Raw genomic sequence first — 26,820 nt, 5'->3', positions numbered from 1 at the left:
GATGTTCGCATGCGGCTTCGTACGCTCAAATTTACCTTTGGCCATTGCAACTTCCTTTGGCGCCCTGGATGCGTTTGGGTTTCAGATGCGCGGCGATTAACGGCAAAGGCGCGAAATTACAAGCCCCTTTGCCGTTTCGCCCCCGTCGAACCGCGCCCTTTGCCCGAAAGAGCGTCCCGTATGCCACAGGCAGGGAGCCTCTTACCGAGGATTGACACACGCCAGGGTGGCAACGCCACACAGCACGAACGGATATTTCAGGCCACGATGCGACGCACCGTATTGGCCACGATCAGCTTGTGAAACGGCATGATCGTCAGGAGATAGAGCCATCCGAACGGATTGTGCGGACGCACCAGTGTGGTGCACGAAACGCGTGTGCCCGGCCCGTCGGCCGGATCGGCCTCCACGATCAGCCGGAAGTCCAGATGCCGGTCGTCCGTCCCCAATACGATTCGCCGGGAAGAGCGTTCAAGAACCGGAAACGGGGCCTGCTCCGTTCCGACCACCTGGTCCAGGGCGTCTTTCCCGGTCTTCAGACCGAAAGGCCGGACGATCACATTGCGCCAACGCATGAGCGTCCCGATCCAGCGCGGCGGGCGCGCAAAGGCCCGCGTCAGCGCGGCGCTTGCATCGAAAGTGTCTTTTGAAACACCGGAATATGTATCGGAGAAGCCTGCACCGGGCAGTGTCAGCGGCGCTTCGGCCCGGCCCGTCTTCGACATCAGCCCCATCTTCGAGGTCAGCATGACGCAGCTCCTTGATGCATTCACCGCACGGGCGAACAGACCGGAGCATCGTGCCGCACATTGGCAAGGCTTGCCAGTGTGCGGCGAAAGAATGCGGCAAACGGGCGCACAGGCCCGGTCCGGCTAAACGTCGCCGGAGGTCAGAAGCGCCAGCACGAGCATGTAGCAGCCGACAATGCCAAGCGCCGGCAAGATGATCGCCGGATAGCCGAAGAAGTAAATGGCGATCGCCCAGAATGCGAGCAGGTTGAAAATGAAAAAGACCTTCTCCGCCGTATCGCCAAGGGATGCGCTTTTAAGCATCCAGCCAAACACGGGGATGGAATAGATGAGCTTCTGAACCATTGGGGGAGCCTTTCGAATGGTACATACGGGTCGGTGCCTGGGAGGGCTTTGTCTCTTCGGGCGCGGCTGCCCGAAGACGGATCGACATGGCGCGCAGACGCCACGCAGGGCTGCGGGAATGAAGCGTAGCCGCAGCACGCGGGCCAGTGCCGGATGTGCAAATGCAGCCATCGCCAGTTCCCATTCGCCCGAGCGACTGCCAGAAATGTAGGGTCGAGGCAATCGATCGGACACCGGCTGCGACAAAGAGTGCGGCTTCTCCCACAGCCCCATTGACGCACCCTGCAGAGCACGCATTTCGCGCCTGCGATTGAACGTCGCAGCAGAATCTGCAAGCTTTCGATGAACAGCTCCCGGCCCAAGCCATCTCCAGCCTCAAACGGCTCCCCGCTCAAGACGATGCACCAGAAAGAAGCCCCGGATGGATAGTCTTCACGTCAAGACACCGGCAAAAGCACTCTACCCACTGACTGCGCGGGAAGCCCGCGTCGCGCCCGGACAGATCGTCGAAAAGGATGAGGGGCTTTACGTCTTCACCATGAAGGATGGCCGGGACATTCTCATCAAGGCGCCACAGCGCGGGCGCGTGTGCCCACCCATTTTTCCATCCGGGACCACGCTCGACAGGCCTATGCCCTTCCTCACACTCGAGCCCCTGCCCGAAACCGCGCCGGCGCCAAGGGAGCAGGCAAGAGCGCCGGAACCCACGCCAGAGACGCAACCTCCTGAAAAACGTGCAGGCGGGCGCTGGCTGGCTGCCGCCGTCTCGCTTCTGCTGCCTGCTCTTGCAGCCTTTGCCGCCTTCCTCCTTTGCGAACTGGCATTCCCGGACTTTTTCGAAGACGCCATAGCGGCGCGCTGGGGGCTGATCCTCGCCGCCTTTCTTGCCGGCGTCTGGTTCTCCACCGGCATCGCCGCACGTCTTCACCCGTCGCCCAACCGGCTCGCCACAGCGGGAACAATTGCGGCAGGGCTTCTTGCCGTCATCTTCCTGCTGCCCGCAGCCCTCATCTCCGAGACGCTGGAGGACAACGGGATCCATGTCGATCTCAGCCCGGCGCATCTGTTCAACCCCAGCGCCTATGGCGTGGTTCTCGAAGACCCGGCGCGTCACTCAAACGGCGTCACGCCCACGCCGTCCGCAAGGCAGGCCCAGGAATTTGCGAGCTGGCTGAATGACTAGACCTCTTCTCTTTCTGATGCTCCTGTTTCTGGCGCTTTCTCCTGCGCGGGCGCAGCAGGTTCTGACGTTTGCAGCCGATGGCGAGCGCGTTGCCGGCGAAGGCAGCAGCGGCGATGGCGCGGAGCTGCGCTTCGACTGGGAGGCGGAAACGAAGATCGGCCAGCTTCTGGGCGAGCCGGTGGTCTCGGCGCGTTTTCGATACGCGCTTCAGGGCGGCACGGTCACCCTGCCCATCTCAACGGCGCTTGGGGCGTCGCACTACGAAACGCACAGCCTCGCCAGCCTGCCGCGCAGCGCCATGGATCTGATCGAGCTTTACGGCGTGCGGCTACGGCTCGATTTTCGCGGCGATGAAGGCGATTTCCACCTGATTGTCGATGTCGGCCGCCCCGGTCCCGCCGGCGACTGGTCGTTCAACGTGCCGGGCAGTCCCGACTGGGGAACGCTGTTTCGCGGGCCGGGCTCCACGCTCGAGGACCCGCGCTATCTGAGCGCCGGCCGCGCGCGCGAAGAGGTGCGCCGTGGCCTGACACTCGCCGCAGGTTCCATTGTTGAAGCCCATGTCACCCTGCTCCGCCTCCACCAGTGGTACGAACGGGAGAACCCGGACTACCATCTGAAGGCCTATGGCGCGGCCATCCGCCATCTGGAGGACGGCGTGCGCGTGAGCTACGGCTACAACGAGACCACACCGGAGGCGCTCGAAACCGTCTTCATCAAGTCGGTACGCGACAGGCTCGATTTCGTCGCCTCCTACGAGCGCCGTTACCGCAAACTTCTGGACATTCCGGACCGCTTTCGAACCGGCGGCAATCACGCCCCCTATGAGGTCGCGCGCGATCAGGCGCGCCGCATGATCATCAATGCCCGCGAGAGGGCTCCCCGCTTTGAAAGCGATCAGGTGAACCCGGGCGCGCTCCATGATCGCGGCCACCCGCCCCGCTTCGACGGCAGCGGGACCGCCGCAGCCGAACCAAAAGGCAGCACCCGCCAGCCGAAAGCGCCTCCCGGGGCCGATCAGGCGGAAACGGACGGGTGCCGCGTGCGCCTGTTCCAGCATTGCGAGAAGCCGTTCAACGGGACAATCGACAAGGCGATGTTTGTCGCCTTCCGCTCTAGCGACCTTCCGGCGGACTTCTGCGACAGCGGGTTCATGGCGCTCGGCTACCAGCGCAAGACCGACGATTTCACCCACCCGCTCGATTTCCCGGCGCAGCACATGTCTGAGATGAAGGGGCTCCTGCGCGGCTTTGCCCGTCACATGACCCGCGAGCACCCCGAATGCCGCATCGGCGCGGCTTCCAGCCCCACACTGCAGATCATACCGCCCGACCCCGCCCATTCCCGCTGGACGTGTACAACCGACCCGAAACCGCTGCCGCACTCGGTTCAGATCTGCTCGGGGTTCTGAAACAAGCAACGCCGCACCGCCGATCCGCCCTTTATCCGCGGGCCCGGTGCCATATAGATAGCGCATGATCCTGATCCCCCTGCCCGCCATCGTCGCGCTCCTGCTGGGCTTTGTGCTTTGCCTTGTCGCCCTGAAGCGAGACCGCAGGTTCCGGCCCATCATCGTGTTTCTCGCCGTCAGCACCGCCCTGATGACCCTCGTCAGCCTGCGCTGGAGCTTCGACGCGCCGGTTTTCCGCTTCCTCCAGCCCGTGTTCGCCGCACTCCTGCCGGCAACGGCGTGGCTTTGCTTTGCGGGCCTTGAGGGCGGCGCGCGTCGGCCCGCCTGGCCGCACTACCTGCCCGGCGCGGTCATCCTGGTGCTTTCCCTTCTGTGGCCACACTTTCAGACGCCCATCGACGCCCTGCTGGCTTTCCTGTTCTTTGGCTATGGCAGCGCTCTGATGTGGCGCGGACTGCAGGGCGAAGAAAATTTTGCAGGAGCCCGGCTCGGTGCGGCCGTCGACCCCTGCCGCGCGGCAATGTTTGTCGGCGCCCTGCTTGTCTTTTCAGGCATGATCGATCTGGCCATCGCCTTCGACTTCGGCCTTGCCGGCGGCGCGCATGCCGCAACCATCGTCAGCGTCGGCAACATGGCCGTGCTGCCCCTGATCGCATGGGCAGCACTCGCCGTCGCGCGCAGCCTGCCCGAGACCGAAGAGCCTCCGGCAGCAGAAGCAACCACGCGCGTGGAAGAACGGGATCAGCCCACCGCCGACGATGCGCTTGTGCTGGCCGCAACCCATCGGGTGTTGAGCGAGCGCCAGCTCTATCGCGATCCAGATCTCACACTGGAGCGGCTGGCGCGGCGCGTCGGCATTCCGGGGCGGCAGATTTCGCAGGCAATCAACCGCAGGCTCGGCCGGAATGTTTCGCAGGAAATCAACCAGTGGCGCATCCGCGAGGCGATGACGCTTCTGGAAGAGACCGACCGCCCCGTCACCGCGATCATGTTCGATTGCGGCTTTCAGACGAAATCGAACTTCAACAACACGTTCCGGCGCGTGACCGGCCTTTCGCCCAGCGACTGGCGGCGGCGGGCAAAAGAAACCGGCGAAGCGGGCCTCAGCGCAGCGAAAGCGAGCGGCCCAGAAACGCCGTGATCCGGTCCAGAACTTCCGCGTGTATGGCGGCGCGGCCCCGGCCCGCGCCATCGCGGCAGACGATCCCGTCACCCGGATCTTCCGCCTCGATCATGGCCGCCGCCCCCGGCTTGCACAGCTGCAGAAAGCTGAAATGCATCGCATCCGGGAGCATCACCCATTCCGTGGTGTCTGCGGGAAGGTGCTCCGCCAGCCATCCGCTTTCCAGCTCGGCAGGCCGATCCCCGATATCGACACCGGCCCCGATCAGCAGCGCCGGCACATCGACACCGCCAAGGCTTTCAGGCGTAAAGCCGCGCGCAAAACCGGGATCGAGTGAGACAAAGGCGCGGATGCGCGGATCGTGCATATCCTGCCTGAGGCCGGGTGCATCGAGCTTCAGATCGCCCATATCGTTCAGATCGCTTGTGGGACAGGCTCTCGAAGCAATGCCCGACGCGCAGTCCCGCGCAAACAAATCCGGATCGAACCGGCCACCCGCCAGCGCCGTAACGGTCCAGCCACCGAGCGAATGGCCGATGGCCGCGATCCGCTCCGGTGCGATGGAACCGGCAAGCGCCGGCTCCTCCAGCACTGCATCGATGACCCGGCCCAGATCACGCGGCCGCTCCCAGAGCATGGCCGCCTGCCGTCGATCACGATTGAAATGCGTGGTGCCGGGATGATCCGGCGCGGCGACGGCATAGCCCTCATCGGCAAGCGCGACCGCAAGCCAGCTGAGATTGCGCCAGGTGCCGCCATAGCCATGCGAAAGAACGACCAGCGGATGCGCACCCGCCGAAGGCTGCGCATCACGCACAACGCGCCCGCCGACGAAGGCCGGCGTTTCCCCCACCACCACCCCGGGCGCACCGCCCTCAGCCGGATACCACAGCGCAACATTGAGCGGCCGCGGCCCCTCACCGCCAATGCCGACAGTGCGAAACCCGACATCGGCCTGCGCAGCGGAACCCAGAAAAACCAGCGCAACCGCGCTGAAGCAGATCTTGAACATTTCAGGTCTCTCCTTGGATCAGATCCGGGGAGGCATAGGGACCGGAAACGGGTTCGGAGACCTGAAACACGTTTCAGGACGGGTTGGTAGGGCGTGTTTTGGCCCATCGGCGGACGGATTTGTGCCGCATGAGCGATGCTGCGCTGACACCGGAAGAAGGCTGATCTTACTTTCATTTGAATGCGTGCTTCTGTTGCTTCCCGACAGGTGCACTCTCAAGCTTGCCTCAGCTGGATAACGAATATCCCGGAGAACCGCCACTCTGGGGCCATCAGGTGACTGGCGGCTAGCTGACATTGGTTGGTACAGAATACGTCGATGCTTGCGGCCCAAACCGGTCATTCACCTGCTGATAGGATGCTGCGGTGCAACCCGCCGACGCCGCCATCCATTGCATCTGCGAAGGCGGCTGGCTACCAAACGGCGGCAATGCGGACGGAGCGGGCATTCCGTCATAGGCCTGCATCAAGCGGTGGGGCTACGCATTCCGAGGTCCTGACAGAACCGCAGCAGATAGCCATCCGGGTCGGCGACTACGAATTGCCTGTTTCCGCTCTCGCCATCGCCAACATCAATCACCCACTTTTCCTCCACGGGAAGGAAAAGTGGGTGATTGATGTTGGCAAGAGCTTCAATAAGCGGGTCAACCGAGGGCACACGGATTTGAACATTCAGGCCCATACCAAAGGGATAGCTTACAGGAAGATACCCATCATCGAAGGTGCGGCCCTGTCCTATCTGATCGATCATCAGCTCCGCATCACCAAGTCGGAGATAGCAGAAGCCTTCTTCGGGACGCTCATAAGCACACTCGAAACCAAGCACATCGCAATAGAACACCTTTGAAAGACGCCAATCCGAGACTGAAAACTCCGGAACTAATGCGTTACCCAAATCATGCCCTCCAATAGTATTGGTCAGCTTTAGCTCGAGGTGACCCATTCGGGAGGGGCTCGGAGCTGCCATGCGGCGCGGCGGCGCGGCAGGCCAGCCGTATCCAATCGACTTCGATGGCGTCGTTTCCCGCCCCTCTCTGCCACTACTGCCAATGGTATCGAATGGCGGCTTCCGTGCCCCATATCGAAAGGTTTAAACGGCTGGGATGGGCGCGCAGCATTACTGCCATTAGGTCAGCTCCCCGCAATATCCAGCACCACCCTATCAGAACCGCCCCGCCCCCCGGTTAATTGACGCCCTCCACGCGGTCCCAAACCAAGGTTGCACATTCCGATCCCCGCGCTTGGGATGACTTCTAAGTAGCGCCCGCCCGTTTCTGCTAAAGCTCCCCCCGTTCCACAGCGAGACCGGCGAAGGCCGCTTCATTCTCAAGCCAAAACCAGCCGCCTTGCCAGGCCAAAGGCACGGCAAGCGAACGCCATCACAAAATTCAGCAATTTTTGAGGAGGCAACCTGGAGCGGGTAGCGGGAATCGAACCCGCATATTCAGCTTGGAAGGCTGCTGCTCTACCATTGAGCTATACCCGCCGGGTTCGCTGCGCTGGCTCTGGGAGACGGTGGTGGAGGGAGCTGGATTCGAACCAGCGTAGGCTTAGCCAACGGATTTACAGTCCGTCTCCTTTAACCACTCGGACACCCCTCCGTTTCCGTCAGAGCTCAGCGACGTGGCGTGAACTTCGTGTGGGCAAATCGCCCCGCTCAGTCCCGCAATGCGCGCCTTATGCAGAGACCGCTTCGAAGTGTCAACCGCCTGTCGCAAATCTGGTGTCAAAAATTTTCAGAACGCAAATCCTGTTTCCACAATCGCCCGGCGCGCCTATAGAGAACGCATGAGCGACGATCAGAATTCAAAGACCCCGAAAGACAGCCATTACGCACGCCTCCGGCGGGCCCACAGGGACCGTACACAGCAGAAGCAGGGCGATGGCAAAAGCGATTCCCGACGCGGCGAAGGCCCGCGCGACGGCCTTGTGCGGCTTTATGGCCTGCACACGGTGCGCGCCGCCCTCGACAATCCACAGCGTCGAATCAAGCATATGCGCGTCACCCGCAACGCCGCTGCCCGGCTGGAGCTGGGCGAGCCCTCGGCCCTGCCCTTCCCCGTGGAGATCGTCGAGCCGCGCGCCATCGATGGCCTCACCGGGCCGGACGCAGTGCATCAGGGCGTTCTGATCGAGGCGGAACCGCTGAAACCAAGGCCGCTCGGCGATCTGGAAGGCGCAGGCCTGGTGCTGGTGCTCGATCAGGTCACCGATCCGCACAATGTCGGCGCGATCATGCGCTCGGCCGTCGCCTTCGGCGTCAACGCGCTTGTCACCACGGCGCGGCACAGCCCCTCCGAATCGGGTGTGCTCGCCAAGGCCGCCTCCGGCGCGCTGGAGCATATCGACCATCTGACCGTGCGCAATCTGGCCGAGGCGCTGGAAGAACTCTCCGCCGCCGGCTTCCAGACCATCGGTCTCGATTCGGACGGGCCGGCCCAGCTTGAGGCCACATTCGCCGCAGACCGCATCGCGCTGGTTCTGGGCGCGGAGGGCAAGGGGCTCCGGCAGAAGACACGCGACACCGTCACCGCACTCGCCCGTCTCGACATGCCCGGCGCAATCCGCTCGCTGAACGTTTCCAATGCCGCCGCCGTGTCGCTCTATGCGGCGCGCCAGTATCTCGGCAGCCGCTAAATCGCCCTGCGTCCTCCCGGACGCGCAAAGGACGATCCGGCTCATTGATGGAGCATCGGATCAATCCGGTGCTCAGTAAGTAACGGTCACGACCACCGTGTCCGTGTAGGTTCCCGGCGAAGGCGTCGTCTGCGGCGGCACGCGGCCATAGACGGTCAGCACCTGCCCGCTGCCGCTACCCGTGCCGGGCACCGCCTCGCCCGGAATGGCGGCCAGCCCCCATGGCAGGCTGCGCGCTGCATCCTGATAGAGCCCGTAAGTCACCGTTTCGCTTCCCTTGCTCATCAGCCGCGCCGCTGGCGGTGCTGCGGCCTGCCCGCCATCGAGCCCGACCGTGTAGGCCGTGCCCGGCGTACAGGTCACCGTCACCCCGCCCGTCGTGTCCACATTGCCCGTCAGAACGCCATGGGCACCGAAATCCAGATCCTGCGTGGCGACGAGGCAATTGTCGGCAATGGAGGCCGAAACGGTGAAGGACGGGGACGCCGTCTGGCCCGACAGGTTCGAACAGTCGCTCAGAAGCGTGTAGCGATAGATGAAATTCACGTCCGCGCCTGAAAAGGCGGACAGATAGGTTCCCGCCGGCACGGTCGACTGGCTGCCGAACACCTGGCCATAGAGCGTGAAACTCGCCGATCCGCTGCCAAGCACGCCGAGTGTGAGTTCGAGCGTCGGCGGCGTGGCGGCGAAGCCCCAAAAATAGGAACCCCACACCACCGTGCGCCCGGCGTCGGAGTAGAGCTGGTAAGCGAGTGTGTCGCCGCCGCTCGCCATCTGCCGCGCAGAGACGGTCGCGCCGCCGCTGCCCGCGCCAATGCTCGGACAGATCAGGATACGCGTGAGCGAAAGGCCGGTGCAGTTCACATTGATCGTGGCCGTCCCGTTCACCGCCCCGCCTGAAAGCGTGTCGACCGCGCCGAAACCCATGTCGGAGATGGTGAAGTTGCAGCTTTGCGCACGCGCCTGCGAAAGCGCGCCCAGCATGAAGGCGAGGAAGAGCAGAGCTGCGAGAAGCGCCCTTTCCCGGCCTGGAGGGTTTTCGCTTTTCGGTGGATCGCGAAAACGCTCCAACATATTGTTTTTACGCAATTTTGGACAGAAAACCGGTTCCCCCTTTTTCTGAAATTGCTCTAGCGGCATGGCACCGCCTCCAGCTGCACCTGCTCGCCCGGCTGTGACCGATAGGCGAAGGAGGCAGCGCAGACCTGCCCATCGGGCAGCTCGATGCGCACGGCGTTCTCCCGGCCAAGCCCCGTCAGATAGGTCGCGCCATCATAGCCGATGAAGAAGGCGTGGCCCTGAAACGCCCCGACCGATCCGACGGGAAGCGGCGCGCCTTCTCCATCCACGAATGAAACGAGCGCGCCACGCGCCTGCCGCTCAATACCGAAGGCAACCGCTACCCCGCCCTTGCGCGGCGGCACGGCGCTCGTCGCAGTCATCGGGATGTCCGCATCGAGCGGCAGATCCGCCGGGTCGATGGAGAAGGCGTTTTCCTCATTCGCCACCAGATCGGGAACGAGCAACCGCCCCCACCGGTCGCTCGTTCCGACGGGACGGTTTTGATGGGAAACTGCAACACCCGGCGCGCCGGTATCGACAACGGCAAATGCCCCATCAATGCGGTTTGCGACAAATGCCCCGCCGCCAGCCAGAACCAGAGCGCCATCGAGCGACGCTTCCGCCTGAAACGCGTCGTCGTGCTGATAAAGCGCGCCCTCGATGCGCCCGTGCCGTCCGCGATAGCTGAGCGATGCGGAACGCTCGGAACGCCCGCCCTCCGCGCTTCGCAGACGCCAGCCGAAACTCCCCTCTTCACGCGTTTCCTGCCGGGAGAGCTGCGAGACCAGACGCGTGCCATCCGGGCGGCTTTCAATGCCGCTGGAAGCGTTGAAGTTTTCTCCAAAAGCGATTGAAATTCCACCGAAAACGCCAAAATTCTCTTTTTCCTCGGCATCAACAAAACCGGTGAGATAGAAATTGCCGCGACGGGCTATGCGCCGGCTGTAGGACAGCGAGAGAATGCGGCTGCTTTCGCTGTGCGCATCCTCGATATGCGTATAGGAGAGGCTGAGGGTCGAGGGATCGAAGCGCAGCGGGATGCCGAGCGATATCTGGTCGATGGCGCGCGGAACGCCGGCACCCAGCCAGCGGGCTTCCAGATCGCCATTCACCGGCAGCGCCGTGACCGATGCGATATCGTGATACGCGCCGAAGCTGCGTTGCAGCCGCCCACGCAGCGACCACCCCTCAAAGCCCAGCTCCACCGATCCGTTGACGAGACCGCCGCTCTCACCATCGAAATGGCTTGCCGCAGCCGCGAGAGAGGCAGCACCATAAGGACCGATGGGAAAGGCGATGCCTGCACCGCCATTCACCAGCCCGCCCCCGCCTTCCACATGGCCTTCCAGCGTCAGCCTGTCGGTGAGGCCGTAGCGCATGCTGGCCGACGCCATCAACCGGCTGTCGTAATCGGAGGAGCGGCTGCCGAAGGCGCGGCGGGGAAAGCCCGCCTCGACCGAGAAATCGAGCAGTCCGCGCCGCAACAGCCGCGTCGAGGCGTAGAAAGGCAGTGTGGCCTCGGTCTCGCGCCCCTGCGCATCGCGCAGGACGATGCGTGCCGACCCGGCGCCGGAAACAGCCGGCAGATTGACCAGTTCAAACGGACCTTCATCGATAGCGCCGGAAAAGCGGCGCGTGTTGTCGGCATAGACTTCAAGCGTCGATGGAACGGCCGCCGTGCCCGAAAAGGATGGCAGTGGCAGCGTGACCAGATCAGGGCGCATGCCGAAATTGCGCTGCAGCTGCACGCCGCCCAGATAAACGGGCCGTGTCCAGGCCAGACCGCCGCTCACCAGATCGCCGGCGCGCCAGGTCAAAAGGCGCTCGTCGTCATCGCGGGTCCAGCTGGTCGCAAGCCGCGTTAGCCCATCGAGCTGACCATCCGTATAGCCGGCGAGAAACGATTGGCTGAACGTGCCGTGCGGACTGAAGAGCCGCGCCTCGAAACTGCCGGAGACGCCCTTCAGAAGCCCGGTCTGCCCGCGCTCGAATGAGTGCGAGGTGGCAAACAGCGCGTAGTTCAAAAGCGCCCCATAGATGGAGCGACCGGCCCCGCCTTCGTCATTGGCATCCTGCGACAGATCCAGCGTTCTGGCAGCGCGCCCCTCATGCCCGACGGTCACAAACAGTCGCTGCCCGGCCTCATCCACTGCAACAACAACATCCGGCAATTCATTTAAAAGAAATATGTTTTCGCCGAATCTTGAATCCCCGCGTGGCTCGATACCCACCTCACGCAGCTCCTGCCCCGTCGCCGCCAGCTCGCCGGTCGACAGCTCCTTGAAGTTCCCGATCATCCCGACCGGCCGCTCATTGATGAACACTTCCAGATAGAGCTCGCGAACCACCTCCACGAGCCCGGGAGCAGCGCCGGAGAAAGCACCGCCCTCGCTGGCGCTGACGGGCTTGCCAACAAGCCCCAGCGCGATGGTGAGAAGCGCACTAGCGGCGCTGTATGGCCAGACTGGTTTCAATGGGACCGAGATGGCTTTGCGCCCGCATCACAAGCGGCCCCGCGCCAACCCTTCCACTTGTCCTGATCGGCCACTGCATGCTCGCGCCACCAAGCACGTAACCCGTCAGGCCCTCATCCCGCCCAACCACACCGCCACCTGAAAGCAGCACGACGTCGGCAAGCCGCAATCGTGACGCGCCCTGATTGCGGGCAACCAGCAGAAGCTGCCCGTCCATCCGCACCAACCCCAGCGCGACCCGCGCCGGTGCAGCATCGGGCGCGCGGAAGAAAACCGGGATGGAGTGCCGCACCACAAGATTGACCGCCCCGGCCCGTCGCTTTGCCGGGTCGGGCAATTGATCCACCACGACGCGATAACTTTCCTCCCCGCGAACAGGCGTCCGGGCGGTGCGCACCACACGTATCGTGTAATCGACACCCGGCGAAAGCTGCGTTGCCGGGGGACTCGCAACGACATCGCGCGTGGGTTCGAAACGATCCTGGCCGCCAGACTGACTCCAGCGAAAAACGCGCACCTGAACCTGCATGGGCGCAGCCGCATCATTGCGCAGCCGCAGCACGGCCGCGCTATCGGGCGCAATCAGGTCGAGCGTGGTCGGCGCGACACGCAGACTGCCAGCCGAAGCAGCGGACATCTGCAACGCAAGGAACAGGACAACGAGACAACAAAAACGCATTGGCATTCCGGTCTCCCTTGGCAATCCTAATAGGTCACGGTCACCGTCACCGTGTCGGCATAAACGCCAGCGCCGGGCGTTGCCTGCGGCGGCACCCGGCCATAGACGGTCAACGCCTGCGCGTTTCCATTGCCCGTCCCCGTCACCACGTCGACACCGGTCGTGTCTCCCCACAAAACGGAACGCGCCGCATCCTGATAGAGACCATAGGAAATGGTTGCCGACGCGGGACCGGTCATCAACCGTGTCGCCACGGTTGCACCTGAACCCGCGCCGGCATCCAGCCCCACCTCGTATGGCGTGCCATCGGTGCATTGGATGGAAATCGTGCTGCTCTGATCGATATTGGCGTCAATGACACCCTGCGCCCCAAAATCGAGACTTCCGACGGATACAATGGTGCATTCGGCCTGAATGGTGATCTGCACGTTCAGAGTGCTGGTCGCAGTCGCCGCCTGCGCCACAACGCCACCTGCCCAGGTCAGGAAGGCGGCTGATGAAACGAGCAATATGCAAATCCTACGCACGCTGGCTCCTCTTGGTCACGGGCGCGTTTTGCTGCCGGACTAACGGTGGCTTCGCCAAGAATTACGTATTGAGGAGAAAGTAATACGATTCGCCCAAAAGTAGAAAAATAAATTTGTCAGCTAACTTTATCTACCATGGCGCGATATTTGAATTGATATACAACATACGGAAAATTTCACGGAAGAACATTCATGGGGATCGATCACATCGATACATTCGATTGCGCTCGGTCCCGAGATATTTCGAAAACTCATTTCAAATTGCAAAGGACGAGTGGCGGTCGTTCAAAGCTGTCCGACTTAGAAACCCAAACCTCGGCCACGCCATACTGGTTGAACACTCTGCAGTTACCGGCGTCCCACACCTTCTCTGCGCGACACCGCACAGGACAGCCGAAGAATTCAGGACAATCCCGGCAACCATCCACGCCAGAAGCAACGAGCATGAACGCAACCTCCTCCCTGAACCTGACCAGGCTTCAAGAGCTTCTCACGCCACTATGGATTTGCGGACTAATCAATCAGATTGAGTTTTGTTGCGGCCTGCCGCATTGCCTCAACGGCTCCCAACGAGGGGTTTCCCGCGCATAGACCGGATATTTCGGCATAAAAGCTGGACTTCTGGAGTGTTGCAGAGGGCGATGAAGGTTTTGCGAGGTCGGCTTCTCTTATGTCGTTGTCCTGCATGAACCGCCTCATGAGAACGACAAACGGCAGGACATCCTCCTTAAGAAGCCCAAGGTCATCGCTAAACGAACCTTCCCTTCTGTGGCGGGCGATCTCGGCATCATGATAGGCGACGATCAGGTCCTCATGCGCAGCACCAAGCTCTTCGCAATTGAACCCCATGAGTTCGTCAGCGGTGTAGTGTTTTATCTGAGCGGGTCGCGCCCGGACGTAAAAGGCCAGAGCGAGCGCAGAGGCGCAAAAAAGCAGGCCGAATCTCGATACAGTTGGAGAACATACCGGACCGCACCCAAAATCCGGGTGAGGAAACAATCGGAGCAAAGCTAGCAAAAACAAAGCGAGAAGGTTGGAATGGTGCCCCCGGACGGACTCGAACCGCCGACCCCCTGATTACAAATCAGGTGCTCTACCAACTGAGCTACAAGGGCATCCGGCGATGCGTTAGCACAATCCGCGCTCAAGTGAAATCAAAACTGGCGACAGCCGGTTGCGATCCCCACATCAATGCAGCCGCATATGCCTTTGCACGCGTTCGCACGCATGCTAACCGATAGGCTCCTGCCTCAAGTTCAAGGGCCCTTAGATTACCATGACCCGAAAGCCGATGGCCCTTTCCTTCGTCTGCGCCGACACCAGGGACGCACAGGAAGCTGCAAAGCGCCTGTCCGCACTCTACGGCCAGGAGCGCCCCGAGGACGCGGATGTGATTGTCGCGCTGGGCGGCGATGGCTTCATGCTGCACATTCTGCGCGAAACCATGGGTGCCGGCAAACGCATCTATGGCATGAACCGCGGCTCCATCGGATTCCTCATGAACGAATACCGTGAGGACGGGCTGCGCGAGCGTGTGGCGGCGGCCATTCCCGAAACGGTGCGACCGCTCCAGATGATCGCCGTGGATGCTGACGGCAACACGGTGAAGGCGCTGGCCGTGAACGAAGTGTCGCTTCTGCGCCAGTCCTACCAGGCCGCAAAGATCCGCATCGCTATAGACGACAAGGTGCGGCTTGAAGAGCTGATCTGTGACGGCGTGATGGTGGCGACGCCGGCCGGGTCCACAGCCTACAATCTTTCCGCGCATGGCCCGATCCTGCCGCTGGACGCGCCGCTTCTGGCGCTGACGCCGGTAAGCCCGTTCCGCCCGCGTCGCTGGCGCGGGGCGCTTCTGTCCAATCAGGCGACCGTGCATTTCGACATTCTGGAGCCGGGAAAACGCCCCGTAAATGCGGTTGCGGATCATACGGAGATCAAATCCGTCGTCTCCGTGACCGTGCGCGAATCGCACGATGAGACCGTTACAGTGCTTTTCGACGAGAGCCATTCTTGGAACGAACGCATCCTCTCAGAGCAGTTCCGCTATTGAACAATAGGTGACTTTACGGCAAGCCATCTGTTGACATCGGGCGCTCCAAGCCGTACGCCACCTAAGATTCGAGGCTCCATGCCTTATGAGGCGGCATCAGGCCGCAGAAACCAAAGACAGCCGAAACGTGCCAGCAGAAGAACAAGACACCGCTCAGGAAGCGTTGACATTTTCCGATCTGGGCCTGTCCCAAAAGGTCCTCTCCGCCGTGACCGACGCGGGCTATACGCAACCAACCCCGATCCAGGCGGGTGCGATACCGCATGCCCTGGCCGGCAAGGATGTGCTGGGCATCGCACAGACGGGCACCGGCAAGACGGCCTCGTTCGTTCTGCCGATGCTGACGCGCCTCGAGCGCGGCCGTGCAAGAGCACGCATGCCGCGCACGCTCATTCTGGAGCCGACGCGCGAACTTGCCGCCCAGGTCGAAGAGAATTTCGTCAAATACGGCAAGAATCACCGACTGAACATTGCTCTTCTGATCGGTGGCGTTTCTTTTGAAGAGCAGGAAAAGAAGCTGGAGCGCGGCGCCGATGTGCTGATCGCGACGCCCGGCCGCCTGCTGGATCATTTCGAACGCGGAAAGCTGCTTCTGACCGGCGTCGACATTTTCGTGATCGACGAGGCGGATCGCATGCTCGACATGGGCTTCATCCCCGACATCGAGCGCATCTGCAAGCTGATTCCCTTTACGCGTCAGACGCTGTTCTTCTCGGCCACCATGCCGCCGGAGATCACCAAGCTTACGGAGCAGTTTCTGCAGGCGCCGGTGCGCGTCGAGGTCTCCCGTCCGGCCACCACCGCAACCAACATCACGCAGCGCTTCGTCAAGAGCGGCTCCAAGCCGTGGGACAAGCGCGAGCGGCTGCGCAAGCTGATCGACGATGAAGGCGAGACGCTGAAAAACGCGATCATCTTCTGCAATCGCAAGAGCGAGGTTGCGACCCTGTTCCGTTCGCTGGTGCGTCATGAATATGATGCAGGCGCCCTGCATGGCGACATGGATCAGCGCGCGCGCATGACGATGCTGGAGAATTTCCGCAAGGGCAATCTGAAGCTGCTCGTGGCCTCCGATGTTGCAGCACGCGGTCTCGACATCCCGGATGTCAGCCACGTCTTCAACTTCGACATTCCCACCCATGCCGACGATTATGTGCACCGCATTGGCCGAACGGGTCGTGCAGGACGCAAGGGCGCTGCCTTCACGCTGATCACCAAAGCGGATCGCAAATATATGGTTTCCATCGAAAAGCTGATCGGCCAGGACGTCGAATGGCTGGACGGCGATCTTTCGACGCTTCAGGCTGACGAAAGCCCTGAAGAGGAGAAGCGCGGGCGCGGCTCCAAGCGTGGCGGCAAGAAGGATGCCGGCGCGAAGGAGAAGCAGGGTTCTGCACAGAATTCCGGGCAGGACACCGACAGGAAGTCGCGCAAGGAAGAGATCAAGTCCGACAATGCCGAGCGCAAGGCAAAGCAGGACAGGCCCCAGCAGGACCGCTCCGAGCAGCGCCGCGACAACAGGCGCAAGCCGCGTGAAGAGGAAAACACGATCGTCGGCTTCGGCGACGATGTGCCCGCCTTCATGAAGATCCAGGTCAAGACCTGACCCGATCCGATCTTGTGACGAATTGAAAAAGCCGCCGCTGGCTCCTGCCTGCGGCGGCTTTTCTTATTGCGTGATGTGTCTCTTGCGCCTGTCAGCGCTTCCGGCTTCTGAGGCCAGCCTGAAAGGCCCGTTGCGCCCAGAGAGCCATCTCGTCGGGATCATCAAGGGCAGCGTCCGGAATGGACCAGTAAGGCATGGCGACAGGCCCCCGCCCCTTATGGCCCTCATAGACCCACTGGCGGCAACCGGCCTCGGCGAAATCAGCCGCGCTTTCCGCATCAGCCTTCAGAAGGATTTCGCTGCTGACCTCCAGAGCGAAGACGACACCCTGATGATAGATGCCCTTCCCGCCAAACATGCGTTTTATGGAAACGGGCCCAAGCCCGGCGAAAAGATCGTGGATCGCATCATCGTCCACGGCGGCGCGTCAGGCCGCGCCGCGCGCTTCGGCAAGCGCTTTCAGGTCTGCCGGCTGAAGCTCGATGGATTCACCGCAGCCACAGGCCGATGTCTGGTTCGGGTTGTTGAAGGTGAACCCGGTGCGCAGCTTGGTGACCTCGAAGTCGAGCTGCGTGCCCAGAAGAAACAGTGCGGCTTCCGGCGCGACATAGACATGCGCGCCTTCATGTTCCACATGGTCGTCCTTGGGGTCCGCCTCGGTGACGAGGTCCACCGTGTATTCCATGCCGGCGCAGCCGCCCTTCTTGATGCCGACACGCACGCCCTTCGCGCCCTCACGGGCGGCAACGATGTCGCGCACGCGGCCTGCCGCCGCGTCGGTCATGGTCATCACTTGAAATCGGCTCATCGAATTCTCCGTTCACGGCGAGTGAAAGGCTCGCGGAAAGGTCCTGTCTTCAAGATGGGCAAGATGCGTGGCTCTTGCAAGGGCCACGCATCACCTGCTCAGTACCAGCCAACGGCGAACTGGGCTTCCTCGGACATCCGATCGGGCGTCCATGGCGGATCGAAAACCATGGTCACTTCCACATTGCTGACCCCCTCGACCGTGCTGACGGCGTTCTGCACCCAGCCGGGCATCTCCCCGGCCACGGGACAGCCCGGAGCGGTCAGCGTCATATCGATCTTCACCGAGCGATCATCCTCGATATCGACCTTGTAGATCAGGCCGAGCTCATAGATGTCGGCGGGGATTTCCGGATCGTAGACCGTCTTCAGCGCGCTGACGATGTCGTCTGTCAGGCGAGCAAGCTCTTCCTGCGGAATGGAAGACGTTTTGGCTGCCGTCTCCTGCGGGGCCGTGGCCTCGACTGTCTGGTCCGTGTCCTGCGGTGTGTCAGTCATCTTGTTCACCCGAAAAAACGCCGCGCTTTCTCAAGCGCTTCAGCGAGGGCGTCGACCTCCTCGCGCGTGTTGTACATGCCGAACGACGCGCGGCAGGTCGAGGTTACCCCGAAATGTTTCAACAGCGGCTGCGCGCAGTGCGTTCCTGCCCTGACGGCGACGCCCGAACGGTCGATCACCATGGACACGTCATGCGCATGAATGCCCTCGATCTCAAACGAGACGATGGCGCCCTTGTCCGGCGCATTGCCGAAGATGCGCAGCGCGTTGATGCGCGACAGCTGCTCATGCGCATAGCGCACCAGATCGGCCTCGTAAGCCGCAATCGCCTCACGGCCAACGCCTTCGATATATTCAAGCGCCGCGCCAAGCCCGATCGCCTGCACGATGGGCGGCGTGCCGGCCTCGAAGCGGTGGGGCGGATCGTTATAGGTGACACTGTCGAGCGTCACGTCCTCGATCATCTCGCCGCCGCCCTGGAAGGGCCGCATGGCTGCAAGGCGCTCTTTCTTGCCATAGAGCACGCCAATGCCCGAAGGCCCGTAGAGCTTGTGCCCGGTGCAGACATAGAAATCGCAGTCGAGCGCCTGCACGTCGACCGGCAGGTGGACGGCGCCCTGGCTGCCATCGACCAGAACCGGAATGCCGCGCTCATGGGCGATGCGGATGATTTCCTTCAGCGGCGTGACGGTGCCAAGCACATTCGACATATGCGTAATGGCGACGAGCTTCGTACGGTCGGTGAGCGTCTTCTCGAACGCCTCGACCGTGAGCACGCCCTGCTCATCGACCGGAATCCAGGCGAGCTTCGCGCCATGGCGCTCGCGCAGGAAATGCCAGGGCACGATGTTGGAGTGATGCTCCATGATCGACAGAACGATCTCGTCGCCCTCGCCGATATTCGGCATCGCATGGCCATAGGCGACGGTGTTGATGGCCTCGGTGGCCGACTTGGTGAAAATGATCTGATCGGTGCTTTCCGCATTCAGGAAGCGCCGAACCGTTTCACGCGCCTTTTCATAGGCATCCGTGGCGGCGTTCGAGAGAAAGTGCAGGCCGCGATGAACATTGGCGTATTCATTGCTGTAGGCATGCGTGATCGCATCGATCACCGCCTGCGGTTTCTGCGCGGACGCGCCATTGTCGAGATAGACGAGCGGCTTGCCGTACACCTCTCGCGCCAGGATGGGGAAATCCCGGCGAACGGCTTCAACGTCATAACGCATAGTGTCGACCTTCTGGTCCATTTCGAACCCCGCGTGCCCGCCCCTCGCTCAGAAAGGCGGGCGTGAGTGGTTTAGGATTAGCGCATCGGCCCGAAATTCGGAATCGATTTTCGGAAAGCACGATGCGTAGATCCAACAGGTTAGAGCGTCCTTTGTGCGTCCGGATGGACGCACGGCGCTCTAGCCGTGCTCGGCGAACCAGTCGACCAGCCTGGCCTCCAGCGCCTCGATCACGGTTTCATCCTCGAGCTCTTCGATCACCTCGGCCACGAAGGCCTTGACCAGCAGACCGCGTGCGGTCTTCTCATCGATGCCACGCGCCATCAGGTAGAAGAGGTGCTCCTTCTCGATATCGGTCACCGTCGCGCCGTGGCCGCAGGCCACATCGTCGGCGAAGATCTCGAGTTCCGGCTTGGAGGAGAAACCGCCATCATCGGACAGCAACAGCGTGTTGCAGGCCATCTTGGCGTCGGTCTTCTGGGCGATCTTCGCAACGCGGATCTGGCCCTGAAACACGCCATTGGCCTTGCCCGTGACGACATTGCGGAAGGTCTCGGTGGAGACCGTGTCGGGCGCCAGGTGATCGAGCACCATGGTCACGTCGCAATGGGTCTCGCCGCCAAGAAGGTTCACGCCACGAAGCTTGAACTCGGAGCCCTCGCCCCGCGCCTCAACCTTCACTTCCTGGCGAACCAGTTTACCGCCGCTGTTCAGGATGAAGAGCGTCAGGCTCGACTCCTTGCCCAGCGAGGCCGTGAACTGGCCGAGATAGGCCGCATCGTCCGGCTGTTCCTGAAGCAGGATCCAGAACACATGCGCGCCATCGGCAACGTCCAGATGCGTGACGGATGATGCAAGCGCATCGCCGACACCGGTCTGGCGCTCGATGATGGTCGCCCGCGAGCCGGCGGCCGCATTGACCACGAAACGGCCATGCACCTGACCGCCCGCATGGATGTTCTGAAGCTCGACCGGACGGCTGAGCTCCGCGCCTTCGGCGATATCGAGCCAGTAGCCATCAGAAACGAAAGCCGCGTTGATCGCACCAACGGCGTCGAACCGGTCGGAGGCCGTCAGCCATTCGGCAGAAAGCGCGCCTTCCTGAAGCTTGTCGGCCAGCGTGGCGATGGTCAGGCCTTCCGGCCCGGCGGCACGGCCATGCGCTGCACCATTCAGCACGGGCAGGACCAGCGCGTTTTCGATCAGCGGATCAACAGCCTCGGCATTGGCGACCGGCTTGAAATCCGGAACAACCGACAGAAGCCGGCGCAGATCGGTGTAGTGCCAGGCTTCGACGCGGCGCGTGGGCAGGCCCTGCTTGAGAAGCTCGAGCGCCTCATCGCGACGGACGGTGACATCGGCATCGCCGGGCAGGTCAGAGAAACGGCTGGAATAGCCGTTGACCAGCGCCGTTTCGGCCTCCGTCAGCGTGTTTTGAGCATGAAGGTTCATCTCGTCACCTCAAGCGGCTGCGTCGATGACGCCGGCGTAACCGTTCTTCTCCAGCTCAAGCGCCAGATCCTTGTCGCCAGACTTGATGACCTGGCCGCGGTAGAGAACGTGAACCGTGTCGGGAACGATGTAGTCGAGAAGACGCTGGTAGTGGGTGATCACCAGCACGGCGCGATCCGGCGAACGCAGGGCGTTCACGCCGTCGGCAACGATCTTCAGAGCATCGATGTCCAGGCCGGAATCGGTCTCGTCCAGAACGCAGAGTTTCGGCTCCAGAAGCTTCATCTGCAGGATTTCGGCCCGCTTCTTCTCACCGCCGGAGAAACCGACATTGAGCGGACGCTTGAGCATGTCCATGCTCATCTCCAGCTCGTCGGCTGAGGTGCGAACGCGCTTCAGCATCTCGGGGATCTTCAGCTCTTCCTCACCGCGCGCCTTGCGCTGCGCGTTGATGGCGGTCTTGAGGAACTCCATCGTGGCAACGCCCGGGATTTCGAGCGGGTACTGGAAGGCAAGGAAGATGCCGGCGGCGGCGCGCTCGGCCGGATCCATCTCCAGAATGGACTCGCCATTGTAGAGAATCTCGCCCTCGGTCACCTCATAGTCGTCACGACCGGCGAGGATGTAGGACAGCGTGGACTTGCCGGAGCCATTCGGCCCCATGATCGCGGCCACTTCGCCGGCCTTAACGGTCAGGTTGAGGCCACGGATGATCTCGGTGCCATCCTCGGCGATGCGGGCGTGCAGGTTTTTGATCTCAAGCATGATTTTTTCCAAACAAATGCGCCGGCCTCAGCCGACCGAACCTTCAAGCGAAATACCGATGAGCTTCTGCGCCTCGACGGCGAACTCCATCGGCAGTTCCTGGATGACGTCCTTGACGAAGCCGTTGACGATGAGCGCGATGGCCTCTTCCTCGGGAATGCCGCGCTGCATGACGTAGAACAGCTGATCCTCGGAAATCTTCGACGTGGTCGCCTCGTGCTCGAACTGCGCCGTGGCGTTCTTCGCTTCGATGTAGGGCACCGTGTGCGCGCCGCAGTCATTGCCGATCAGCAGGCTGTCACACTGGGTGAAGTTACGGGCGTTGGCCGCCTTGCGGTGCGCAGAAACCTGTCCGCGATAGGTGTTCTGCGACTTGCCGGCAGAGATGCCCTTGGAGATGATGCGGCTCGACGTGTTCTTGCCCAGATGCAGCATCTTGGTGCCGGAATCGATCTGCTGATGGCCGTTGGAAACGGCAATCGAGTAGAACTCGCCGCGGCTGTTGTCGCCACGCAGGATGCAGGACGGGTACTTCCAGGTGATCGCCGAACCGGTCTCGACCTGGGTCCAGGAGATCTTGGAGTTATTGCCCCGGCAATCGCCGCGCTTGGTGACGAAGTTGTAGATGCCGCCCTTGCCCTCGGAATCGCCCGGATACCAGTTCTGGACCGTGGAGTATTTGATCTCCGCATCGTCCAGCGCAATCAGCTCGACCACAGCGGCGTGCAGCTGGTTCTCGTCGCGCTGCGGCGCGGTGCAGCCTTCCAGATAGGACACATAGGCGCCCTCTTCCGCGATGATCAGCGTGCGCTCGAACTGGCCGGTGTTGCGCTCGTTGATGCGGAAATAGGTCGATAATTCCATCGGGCAGCGCACGCCCTTCGGCACATAGACGAAGGAGCCATCGGTGAAGACGGCGGAGTTCAGCGCAGCATAATAATTGTCCGACACCGGCACGACCGATCCCAGATATTTCTGGATCAGCTCGGGATGCTCGCGGATCGCCTCGGAGATCGAGCAGAAGATCACGCCGGCCTTGGCGAGTTCTTCCTTGAACGTGGTCACGACCGACACGGAATCGAAGACCGCATCAACCGCAACGCGACCGGAGCTGTAGACATTGTCGCTCGGGTTTTCGTCCAGCTCACTCGGCTCGCCCTGCTTGCGAACGCCGGCAAGAATTTCCTGCTCCCTCAAGGGGATACCGAGCTTTTCGTAAGTCTTGAGCAATTCCGGATCAACTTCGTCCAGCGACTTCGGGCCGGTCTGGTTCTTCGGCGCTGCGTAATAGTGCAGATCCTGAAAGTCGATCTTGGGATAGCTGACGCGCGCCCAGCTCGGCTCTTCCATGGCCTGCCAGCGCTTGTAGGCGTTCAGCCGCCACTCCGTCATCCATTCCGGCTCTTCCTTCTTGGCCGAAATGAAGCGGATGATGTCTTCGTTGAGGCCCTTGGGGGCCAGCTCGCTCTCGATGAGCGTCTCGAAACCATATTTGTACTGGTCCACATCGATCATGCGGACCTGATCAATCGTCTCCTGCACGGCAGGCATATGCGTTCTCCATCCATGCCGGGGTCAAGACCCGGCCGTCTTCAAAATTGAGCACACCGTGATTGCCTTGCGGCAACCCTCATGTAGTGCATCGGAGCAGATGTTTCATCCGGTCACATATTAAATATGTGTCTTTTTCTCCATTTTAATCTGCATCAGTTCCATTTTTCTCACAGCGCCGCCTCAGGCGGCCTCGGAAGCGCCCTTGCGCCGCCGAGCGATATTGGCCAGCGCCGCATCGAAAAGTGCCAGTTCATTCTCGCCCGTCGCGTGCCCGATGGAAACGCGCAGCGCACTGGCCTGATCACCAAGCCCCATGGCTTCAAGCACGTGGCTTGGTCCCACACGCCCAGAAGAACAGGCGGATCCCGCAGACAGGGCCACACCGCCAAGGTCGAAGCCGATCTGCGCTGTCTCGGCCTTGGTGCCGGGGATCGAGAAGAAGCTGGTGTTGGCAACGCGCGGCGCGCCCCGGCCATGGATCACGGCATCGGGTACATGCGCCAGAATGGCAGCCTCGAAACGGTCACGCATGGCGGCAAGCGCATCGATGCCAGACAGTTTGCCGAGCGCCTCGGACGCTGCTGCGCCAAAGCCTACGATAGCAGCCAGATTCTCCGTGCCGCCGCGATGTCCCTTCTCCTGCCCGCCACCATTGATCAGCGGTTCAGGCATCATCAGGTCAGCGCTGCCGACGATGGCGCCTGCGCCCTTCGGGCCGCCGATCTTGTGCGAGGAAAGAATAAAGTAGTCTGCGTATCCCGCTGAAATATCGAGCGGAATCCGACCGGCAGCCTGCACCGCGTCGATGACGACCACCGCGCCTGCCGTCTTTGCGATACGGCCGATATCTTCAAGCGGCTGAATGATGCCGGTTTCATTGTTGACCGCGTGCACGGCGACCAGCGGAAGCCCTTCGCCGCGATCATGGGCGGCGAGCTTCGCCTCAAGATCGATCAGATCGACCAAGCCGTCAGGACGAACGGCTATCGTATTGATAGCGCAGGCGGAAAAGCGCCCGCCCTTCAAAATGCAGGGGTGATCGGCGGCACTCACGTAGAGCGCAGAGAAGGTCAGCGGCGCACGCCCCATCGTCCAGCGTGGAGAGAGAAGCGTTGCCGCAGCCTCGGTCGCACCGGAAGTGAACACCACATGGGCGGGCTCTCCGCCGACGAGTGCGGCAACCTGTCGGCGCGCCGTCTCGAGAACACGCTTGGCGGCACGCCCTTCGCTGTGAACGGAAGAGGGATTCGCAGGCATGGCCAGTGCATCAATCATGGCCGCGCGCGCGCACTCAAGGAGAGGCGCACTGGCGTTGTAATCAAGATAAGCACGGGCTGCCGACATTGATTTTCCGCTTTTCTCCGCGAATCCGACGTCTGCTTTACGCCTTCTTGGCCAAACTTGGCCTCAATGGCGTAATTTCCTTGAATTTTTAGGGCGAGCCGTCCTATCTACCCGGCTTGCCGACATGATGGACGCTTTGCGTCTGTCATTTTTGAATAATTCTAAACTAGCTTCTATGGAGGCGTCGGCGTCGCGTCAAGGGTAAGGAACATAGTTCCTTGTGCAACCCGAAGCGCTGCGACGCCCAATGTGGAGTACTCATGCCTGAGGTCATTTTCGCCGGACCGGCCGGACGCCTGGAAGGACGCTATCAGCCGTCCAAGGAAAAGAACGCTCCGATCGCGCTCATCCTGCACCCGCACCCACAGTTCGGCGGCACGATGAACAACAAGATCGTCTACGATCTTTTCTACATGTTCCAGAGCCGCGGCTTCACCACGCTTCGCTTCAACTTCCGCGGCATCGGCCGCAGCCAGGGCGCATTCGACCACGGCACCGGCGAATTGTCGGATGCAGCGGCGGCGCTCGACTGGGTGCAGACGCTCCATCCCGATTCGAAGAACTGCTGGATCGCCGGCTACTCGTTCGGTGCGTGGATCGGCATGCAGCTTCTCATGCGCCGTCCCGAGATCGAGGGCTTCATGTCCATCTCGCCGCAGCCGAACCTCTACGACTTCTCGTTCCTCGCCCCCTGCCCGTCTTCGGGCCTGATCATCCATGGCGACGCCGACAGGGTCGCGCCGCCGGCAGACGTTCAGGGTCTCGTTGACAAACTGCAGTCGCAGAAGGGTATTACGATCACCCAGAAGACGATGCCCGGCGTCAATCACTTCTATACCGACCAGATCGACAACCTGATCGGTGAATGCTCGGATTATCTCGACCGCCGCCTGCGCGGCGAGCTGTCCGAGCCCCGCCCCAAACGCCTCAAGTAAACTGTCCGACGGGCAGGCGCTGCCCCGGCAGCGCCCTCCGTCAAACATCAAAGAGCCTGAAAGATCATGACCGCCTTCAAATCCGACTTCCTGCGCACGCTGAGCGAACGCGGGTTCATTCACCAGACCTCCGACAATGCGGGTCTCGATGAACTCTTCCGGAACGAGACGGTCACGGCATATATCGGCTTTGACCCGACCGCGCCGAGCCTGCACGCCGGCGGTCTGATCCAGATCATGATGCTGCACTGGATGCAGAAGACCGGCCATCGCCCGGTCGCCCTGATGGGCGGCGGCACCGGCATGATCGGCGACCCGTCCTTCAAGGACGAGGCGCGCAAGCTGATGACGCCGGAAACGATTGCCGACAACATTGCCGGCATCAAGAAGGTGTTCTCCAACTACCTGACCTTCGGCGACGGCCCTCAGGATGCACTGATGGTCAACAATGCCGACTGGCTTCTGGGCATCAATTACCTCGAATTCCTGCGCGATGTGGGCCGCCACTTCTCGGTCAACCGCATGCTGTCGTTCGATTCGGTGAAGACGCGCCTCGACCGCGAGCAGTCGCTGTCCTTCCTGGAATTCAACTACATGATCCTCCAGGCCTACGATTACGTTGAACTGAACAGACGGATTGGCTGCCGCCTGCAGATGGGCGGTTCCGACCAGTGGGGCAACATCGTCAACGGAATCGATCTCGGCCACCGCATGGGCACGCCGCAGCTCTACGCCCTCACCTCGCCGCTTCTGACCACCTCGTCGGGCGCGAAGATGGGCAAGAGCGCCGACGGCGCTGTCTGGCTCAACCCGGACATGCTCGGCGCGTATGATTTCTGGCAGTACTGGCGCAACACCGAGGACGCCGACGTCGAGCGCTTCCTCAAGCTCTACACGACGATGCCGCTCGATGAGATTGCCCGCCTTGCAGCACTTCAGGGAGCAGAGCTCAACGAGGCCAAGAAGATCCTCGCCACCGAGGTAACGGCAATGCTGCATGGCCGCGATGCGGCGGAAGAGGCCGCGGAGACGGCGCGCAAGACTTTCGAGGAAGGCGCACTGGCGCAGACGCTCCCGACGGTCGAAGTCGAGCGCTCTGCGCTTGAGGAAGGCGTCGGTGTTCTGGCGCTCTTCGTGACCGCAGGCCTTGCCGCCTCCAATGGCGAGGCGCGCCGGCATGTGAAGGGTGGCGCAGTGCGCCTCAACGACCAGCCCGTCAGCGATGACCGGCAGGCCGTAACCCTCGACAACCTCACCGAGGAAGGCGTGGTGAAGCTCTCGCTCGGCAAGAAGAAGCACGTGCTTCTGCGCCCGGTCTGAGCCTCGCAACAATCGCATTTGAAAAATGAGCGTGCGCCCAACCGGGCGCACGCTTTTTCTTT

The 26,820-nt window shown here is 61.9% G+C and carries 25 protein-coding genes and 3 tRNA genes; 8 read left to right on the top strand and 20 right to left on the bottom strand.

Annotated features, from left to right (window positions below):
• Positions 1 to 257 precede the first annotated feature (257 nt).
• Entirely contained in the window at positions 258 to 749 is a 492-nt protein-coding gene (locus NDI72_RS14930) for a DUF2867 domain-containing protein (RefSeq protein WP_283800833.1), read from the bottom strand.
• Positions 750 to 872: 123 nt separating this feature from the next.
• Entirely contained in the window at positions 873 to 1,094 is a 222-nt protein-coding gene (locus NDI72_RS14925) for a hypothetical protein (RefSeq protein ID WP_113155302.1), read from the bottom strand.
• A 421-nt stretch (positions 1,095 to 1,515) separates the two neighbouring features.
• Here NDI72_RS14925 and NDI72_RS14920 point away from each other — a divergent pair, with 421 nt between their 5' ends.
• The 3 genes from NDI72_RS14920 (at position 1,516) to NDI72_RS14910 (ending at position 4,829) form a co-directional block, all read left to right on the top strand.
• On the top strand, positions 1,516 to 2,277 hold the full coding sequence (locus NDI72_RS14920) for a hypothetical protein (RefSeq protein WP_283800832.1): 762 nt from the start codon (positions 1,516 to 1,518) through the stop codon (positions 2,275 to 2,277).
• Positions 2,270 to 3,688, top strand: coding sequence for a hypothetical protein (locus NDI72_RS14915; RefSeq protein ID WP_283800831.1), 1,419 nt, complete (start codon positions 2,270 to 2,272; stop codon positions 3,686 to 3,688). Before NDI72_RS14920 ends, NDI72_RS14915 begins: the two co-directional genes overlap by 8 nt.
• 64 nt (positions 3,689 to 3,752) lie before the next feature.
• The gene (locus NDI72_RS14910; RefSeq protein ID WP_283800830.1) at positions 3,753 to 4,829 is read left to right on the top strand and encodes a helix-turn-helix domain-containing protein; all 1,077 of its coding nucleotides are present in this window, start codon (positions 3,753 to 3,755) and stop codon (positions 4,827 to 4,829) included.
• Here NDI72_RS14910 and NDI72_RS14905 read toward each other — a convergent pair.
• The 4 genes from NDI72_RS14905 to NDI72_RS14890 form a co-directional block, all read right to left on the bottom strand.
• Positions 4,792 to 5,823, bottom strand: coding sequence for an alpha/beta hydrolase family protein (locus NDI72_RS14905; RefSeq protein WP_283800829.1), 1,032 nt, complete (start codon positions 5,821 to 5,823; stop codon positions 4,792 to 4,794). The genes NDI72_RS14910 and NDI72_RS14905 overlap by 38 nt on opposite strands.
• A gap of 465 nt (positions 5,824 to 6,288) precedes the next feature.
• Positions 6,289 to 6,717 carry a bleomycin resistance protein gene (locus tag NDI72_RS14900; protein ID WP_283800838.1) on the bottom strand — a complete coding sequence of 143 codons (429 nt, stop codon included), beginning with the start codon at positions 6,715 to 6,717 and terminating at the stop codon, positions 6,289 to 6,291.
• A 517-nt stretch (positions 6,718 to 7,234) separates the two neighbouring features.
• A tRNA-Gly gene (locus tag NDI72_RS14895) sits at positions 7,235 to 7,308 on the bottom strand.
• Between the two features lie 30 nt (positions 7,309 to 7,338).
• Positions 7,339 to 7,423, bottom strand: a tRNA-Tyr gene (locus NDI72_RS14890).
• Positions 7,424 to 7,610: 187 nt separating this feature from the next.
• Here NDI72_RS14890 and NDI72_RS14885 point away from each other — a divergent pair.
• On the top strand, positions 7,611 to 8,459 hold the full coding sequence (locus NDI72_RS14885) for a TrmH family RNA methyltransferase (protein WP_206552506.1): 849 nt from the start codon (positions 7,611 to 7,613) through the stop codon (positions 8,457 to 8,459).
• 72 nt (positions 8,460 to 8,531) lie between these two features.
• Here NDI72_RS14885 and NDI72_RS14880 read toward each other — a convergent pair whose 3' ends face one another.
• From NDI72_RS14880 to NDI72_RS14855, 6 genes are all read right to left on the bottom strand, one after another.
• Positions 8,532 to 9,443 carry a Csu type fimbrial protein gene (locus NDI72_RS14880; protein WP_283800837.1) on the bottom strand — a complete coding sequence of 304 codons (912 nt, stop codon included), beginning with the start codon at positions 9,441 to 9,443 and terminating at the stop codon, positions 8,532 to 8,534.
• A gap of 146 nt (positions 9,444 to 9,589) precedes the next feature.
• The gene (locus NDI72_RS14875) at positions 9,590 to 11,995 is read right to left on the bottom strand and encodes a fimbria/pilus outer membrane usher protein (protein ID WP_283800828.1); all 2,406 of its coding nucleotides are present in this window, start codon (positions 11,993 to 11,995) and stop codon (positions 9,590 to 9,592) included.
• Positions 11,964 to 12,680, bottom strand: coding sequence for a fimbrial biogenesis chaperone (locus tag NDI72_RS14870; RefSeq protein ID WP_283800827.1), 717 nt, complete (start codon positions 12,678 to 12,680; stop codon positions 11,964 to 11,966). The genes NDI72_RS14875 and NDI72_RS14870 overlap by 32 nt, the downstream gene beginning before the upstream one ends.
• A 20-nt stretch (positions 12,681 to 12,700) precedes the next feature.
• On the bottom strand, positions 12,701 to 13,186 hold the full coding sequence (locus tag NDI72_RS14865; protein WP_425523540.1) for a Csu type fimbrial protein: 486 nt from the start codon (positions 13,184 to 13,186) through the stop codon (positions 12,701 to 12,703).
• Positions 13,187 to 13,714: 528 nt separating this feature from the next.
• Complete coding sequence (locus NDI72_RS14860) at positions 13,715 to 14,050, bottom strand: hypothetical protein (RefSeq protein WP_283800826.1); 336 nt, start codon at positions 14,048 to 14,050, stop codon at positions 13,715 to 13,717.
• A 190-nt stretch (positions 14,051 to 14,240) separates the two neighbouring features.
• Positions 14,241 to 14,316: transfer RNA gene (locus tag NDI72_RS14855), tRNA-Thr, on the bottom strand.
• A 161-nt stretch (positions 14,317 to 14,477) separates the two neighbouring features.
• Between NDI72_RS14855 and NDI72_RS14850 the strand changes: the two genes are divergently transcribed.
• Complete coding sequence (locus tag NDI72_RS14850; protein WP_113155311.1) at positions 14,478 to 15,251, top strand: NAD kinase; 774 nt, start codon at positions 14,478 to 14,480, stop codon at positions 15,249 to 15,251.
• 163 nt (positions 15,252 to 15,414) lie between these two features.
• Positions 15,415 to 16,857 carry a DEAD/DEAH box helicase gene (locus tag NDI72_RS14845; protein ID WP_283800825.1) on the top strand — a complete coding sequence of 481 codons (1,443 nt, stop codon included), beginning with the start codon at positions 15,415 to 15,417 and terminating at the stop codon, positions 16,855 to 16,857.
• Positions 16,858 to 16,948: 91 nt separating this feature from the next.
• Here the strand turns inward: NDI72_RS14845 and NDI72_RS14840 are convergent, their stop codons facing one another.
• From NDI72_RS14840 to NDI72_RS14805, 8 genes are all read right to left on the bottom strand, one after another.
• Positions 16,949 to 17,275 (bottom strand): TfoX/Sxy family protein, encoded by a 327-nt coding sequence (locus NDI72_RS14840; RefSeq protein WP_283800824.1) that lies wholly within the window; start codon positions 17,273 to 17,275, stop codon positions 16,949 to 16,951.
• A 9-nt stretch (positions 17,276 to 17,284) separates the two neighbouring features.
• Complete coding sequence (gene sufA, locus NDI72_RS14835) at positions 17,285 to 17,665, bottom strand: Fe-S cluster assembly scaffold SufA (RefSeq protein WP_113155314.1); 381 nt, start codon at positions 17,663 to 17,665, stop codon at positions 17,285 to 17,287.
• Between the two features lie 98 nt (positions 17,666 to 17,763).
• Positions 17,764 to 18,162, bottom strand: coding sequence for an SUF system Fe-S cluster assembly protein (locus NDI72_RS14830; protein WP_283800823.1), 399 nt, complete (start codon positions 18,160 to 18,162; stop codon positions 17,764 to 17,766).
• Between the two features lie 5 nt (positions 18,163 to 18,167).
• Positions 18,168 to 19,409, bottom strand: coding sequence for a cysteine desulfurase (locus NDI72_RS14825; protein WP_206546258.1), 1,242 nt, complete (start codon positions 19,407 to 19,409; stop codon positions 18,168 to 18,170).
• Positions 19,410 to 19,568: 159 nt separating this feature from the next.
• Positions 19,569 to 20,840: a Fe-S cluster assembly protein SufD gene (gene sufD, locus NDI72_RS14820; RefSeq protein WP_206547500.1), complete on the bottom strand. Its 1,272-nt coding sequence runs from the start codon at positions 20,838 to 20,840 to the stop codon at positions 19,569 to 19,571.
• 9 nt (positions 20,841 to 20,849) lie between these two features.
• Positions 20,850 to 21,605 (bottom strand): Fe-S cluster assembly ATPase SufC, encoded by a 756-nt coding sequence (gene sufC / locus NDI72_RS14815; RefSeq protein WP_283800822.1) that lies wholly within the window; start codon positions 21,603 to 21,605, stop codon positions 20,850 to 20,852.
• Positions 21,606 to 21,632: 27 nt separating this feature from the next.
• Positions 21,633 to 23,156: a Fe-S cluster assembly protein SufB gene (sufB, locus tag NDI72_RS14810; RefSeq protein ID WP_090326480.1), complete on the bottom strand. Its 1,524-nt coding sequence runs from the start codon at positions 23,154 to 23,156 to the stop codon at positions 21,633 to 21,635.
• Positions 23,157 to 23,339: 183 nt separating this feature from the next.
• Positions 23,340 to 24,503: a cysteine desulfurase family protein gene (locus tag NDI72_RS14805; RefSeq protein WP_283800821.1), complete on the bottom strand. Its 1,164-nt coding sequence runs from the start codon at positions 24,501 to 24,503 to the stop codon at positions 23,340 to 23,342.
• Between the two features lie 260 nt (positions 24,504 to 24,763).
• Between NDI72_RS14805 and NDI72_RS14800 the strand changes: the two genes are divergently transcribed.
• A complete protein-coding gene (locus NDI72_RS14800; RefSeq protein WP_113155319.1) occupies positions 24,764 to 25,438 on the top strand; it encodes an alpha/beta hydrolase in 675 nt (224 codons plus the stop codon).
• Positions 25,439 to 25,504: 66 nt separating this feature from the next.
• The gene (gene tyrS, locus NDI72_RS14795) at positions 25,505 to 26,758 is read left to right on the top strand and encodes a tyrosine--tRNA ligase (protein WP_113155320.1); all 1,254 of its coding nucleotides are present in this window, start codon (positions 25,505 to 25,507) and stop codon (positions 26,756 to 26,758) included.
• The last annotated feature ends 62 nt before the right edge of the window (positions 26,759 to 26,820 follow it).

This window comes from Nitratireductor sp. GZWM139, assembly GCF_030068685.1.
Lineage (GTDB): Bacteria > Pseudomonadota > Alphaproteobacteria > Rhizobiales > Rhizobiaceae > Nitratireductor > Nitratireductor aquimarinus.
The sequence above is the reverse complement of the archived record's forward strand: the minus strand, read 5'-3'. Positions and strand labels throughout refer to the sequence as shown.

Bases quoted from the DNA above. Each gene is read 5' to 3' on its own strand.
- NDI72_RS14930 (WP_283800833.1), bottom strand. From the start codon at position 749: ATGCTGACCTCGAAGATGGGGCTGATGTCGAAGACGGGCCGGGCCGAA.
- NDI72_RS14925 (WP_113155302.1), bottom strand. From the start codon at position 1,094: ATGGTTCAGAAGCTCATCTATTCCATCCCCGTGTTTGGCTGGATGCTT.
- NDI72_RS14920 (WP_283800832.1), top strand. From the start codon at position 1,516: ATGGATAGTCTTCACGTCAAGACACCGGCAAAAGCACTCTACCCACTG.
- NDI72_RS14915 (WP_283800831.1), top strand. From the start codon at position 2,270: ATGACTAGACCTCTTCTCTTTCTGATGCTCCTGTTTCTGGCGCTTTCT.
- NDI72_RS14910 (WP_283800830.1), top strand. From the start codon at position 3,753: ATGATCCTGATCCCCCTGCCCGCCATCGTCGCGCTCCTGCTGGGCTTT.
- NDI72_RS14905 (WP_283800829.1), bottom strand. From the start codon at position 5,823: ATGTTCAAGATCTGCTTCAGCGCGGTTGCGCTGGTTTTTCTGGGTTCC.
- NDI72_RS14885 (WP_206552506.1), top strand. From the start codon at position 7,611: ATGAGCGACGATCAGAATTCAAAGACCCCGAAAGACAGCCATTACGCA.
- NDI72_RS14880 (WP_283800837.1), bottom strand. From the start codon at position 9,443: ATGCTGGGCGCGCTTTCGCAGGCGCGTGCGCAAAGCTGCAACTTCACC.
- NDI72_RS14870 (WP_283800827.1), bottom strand. From the start codon at position 12,680: ATGCCAATGCGTTTTTGTTGTCTCGTTGTCCTGTTCCTTGCGTTGCAG.
- NDI72_RS14860 (WP_283800826.1), bottom strand. From the start codon at position 14,050: ATGGGGTTCAATTGCGAAGAGCTTGGTGCTGCGCATGAGGACCTGATC.
- NDI72_RS14850 (WP_113155311.1), top strand. From the start codon at position 14,478: ATGACCCGAAAGCCGATGGCCCTTTCCTTCGTCTGCGCCGACACCAGG.
- sufA (WP_113155314.1), bottom strand. From the start codon at position 17,665: ATGAGCCGATTTCAAGTGATGACCATGACCGACGCGGCGGCAGGCCGC.
- NDI72_RS14830 (WP_283800823.1), bottom strand. From the start codon at position 18,162: ATGACTGACACACCGCAGGACACGGACCAGACAGTCGAGGCCACGGCC.
- NDI72_RS14825 (WP_206546258.1), bottom strand. From the start codon at position 19,409: ATGGACCAGAAGGTCGACACTATGCGTTATGACGTTGAAGCCGTTCGC.
- sufD (WP_206547500.1), bottom strand. From the start codon at position 20,840: ATGAACCTTCATGCTCAAAACACGCTGACGGAGGCCGAAACGGCGCTG.
- sufC (WP_283800822.1), bottom strand. From the start codon at position 21,605: ATGCTTGAGATCAAAAACCTGCACGCCCGCATCGCCGAGGATGGCACC.
- sufB (WP_090326480.1), bottom strand. From the start codon at position 23,156: ATGCCTGCCGTGCAGGAGACGATTGATCAGGTCCGCATGATCGATGTG.
- NDI72_RS14805 (WP_283800821.1), bottom strand. From the start codon at position 24,503: ATGTCGGCAGCCCGTGCTTATCTTGATTACAACGCCAGTGCGCCTCTC.
- NDI72_RS14800 (WP_113155319.1), top strand. From the start codon at position 24,764: ATGCCTGAGGTCATTTTCGCCGGACCGGCCGGACGCCTGGAAGGACGC.
- tyrS (WP_113155320.1), top strand. From the start codon at position 25,505: ATGACCGCCTTCAAATCCGACTTCCTGCGCACGCTGAGCGAACGCGGG.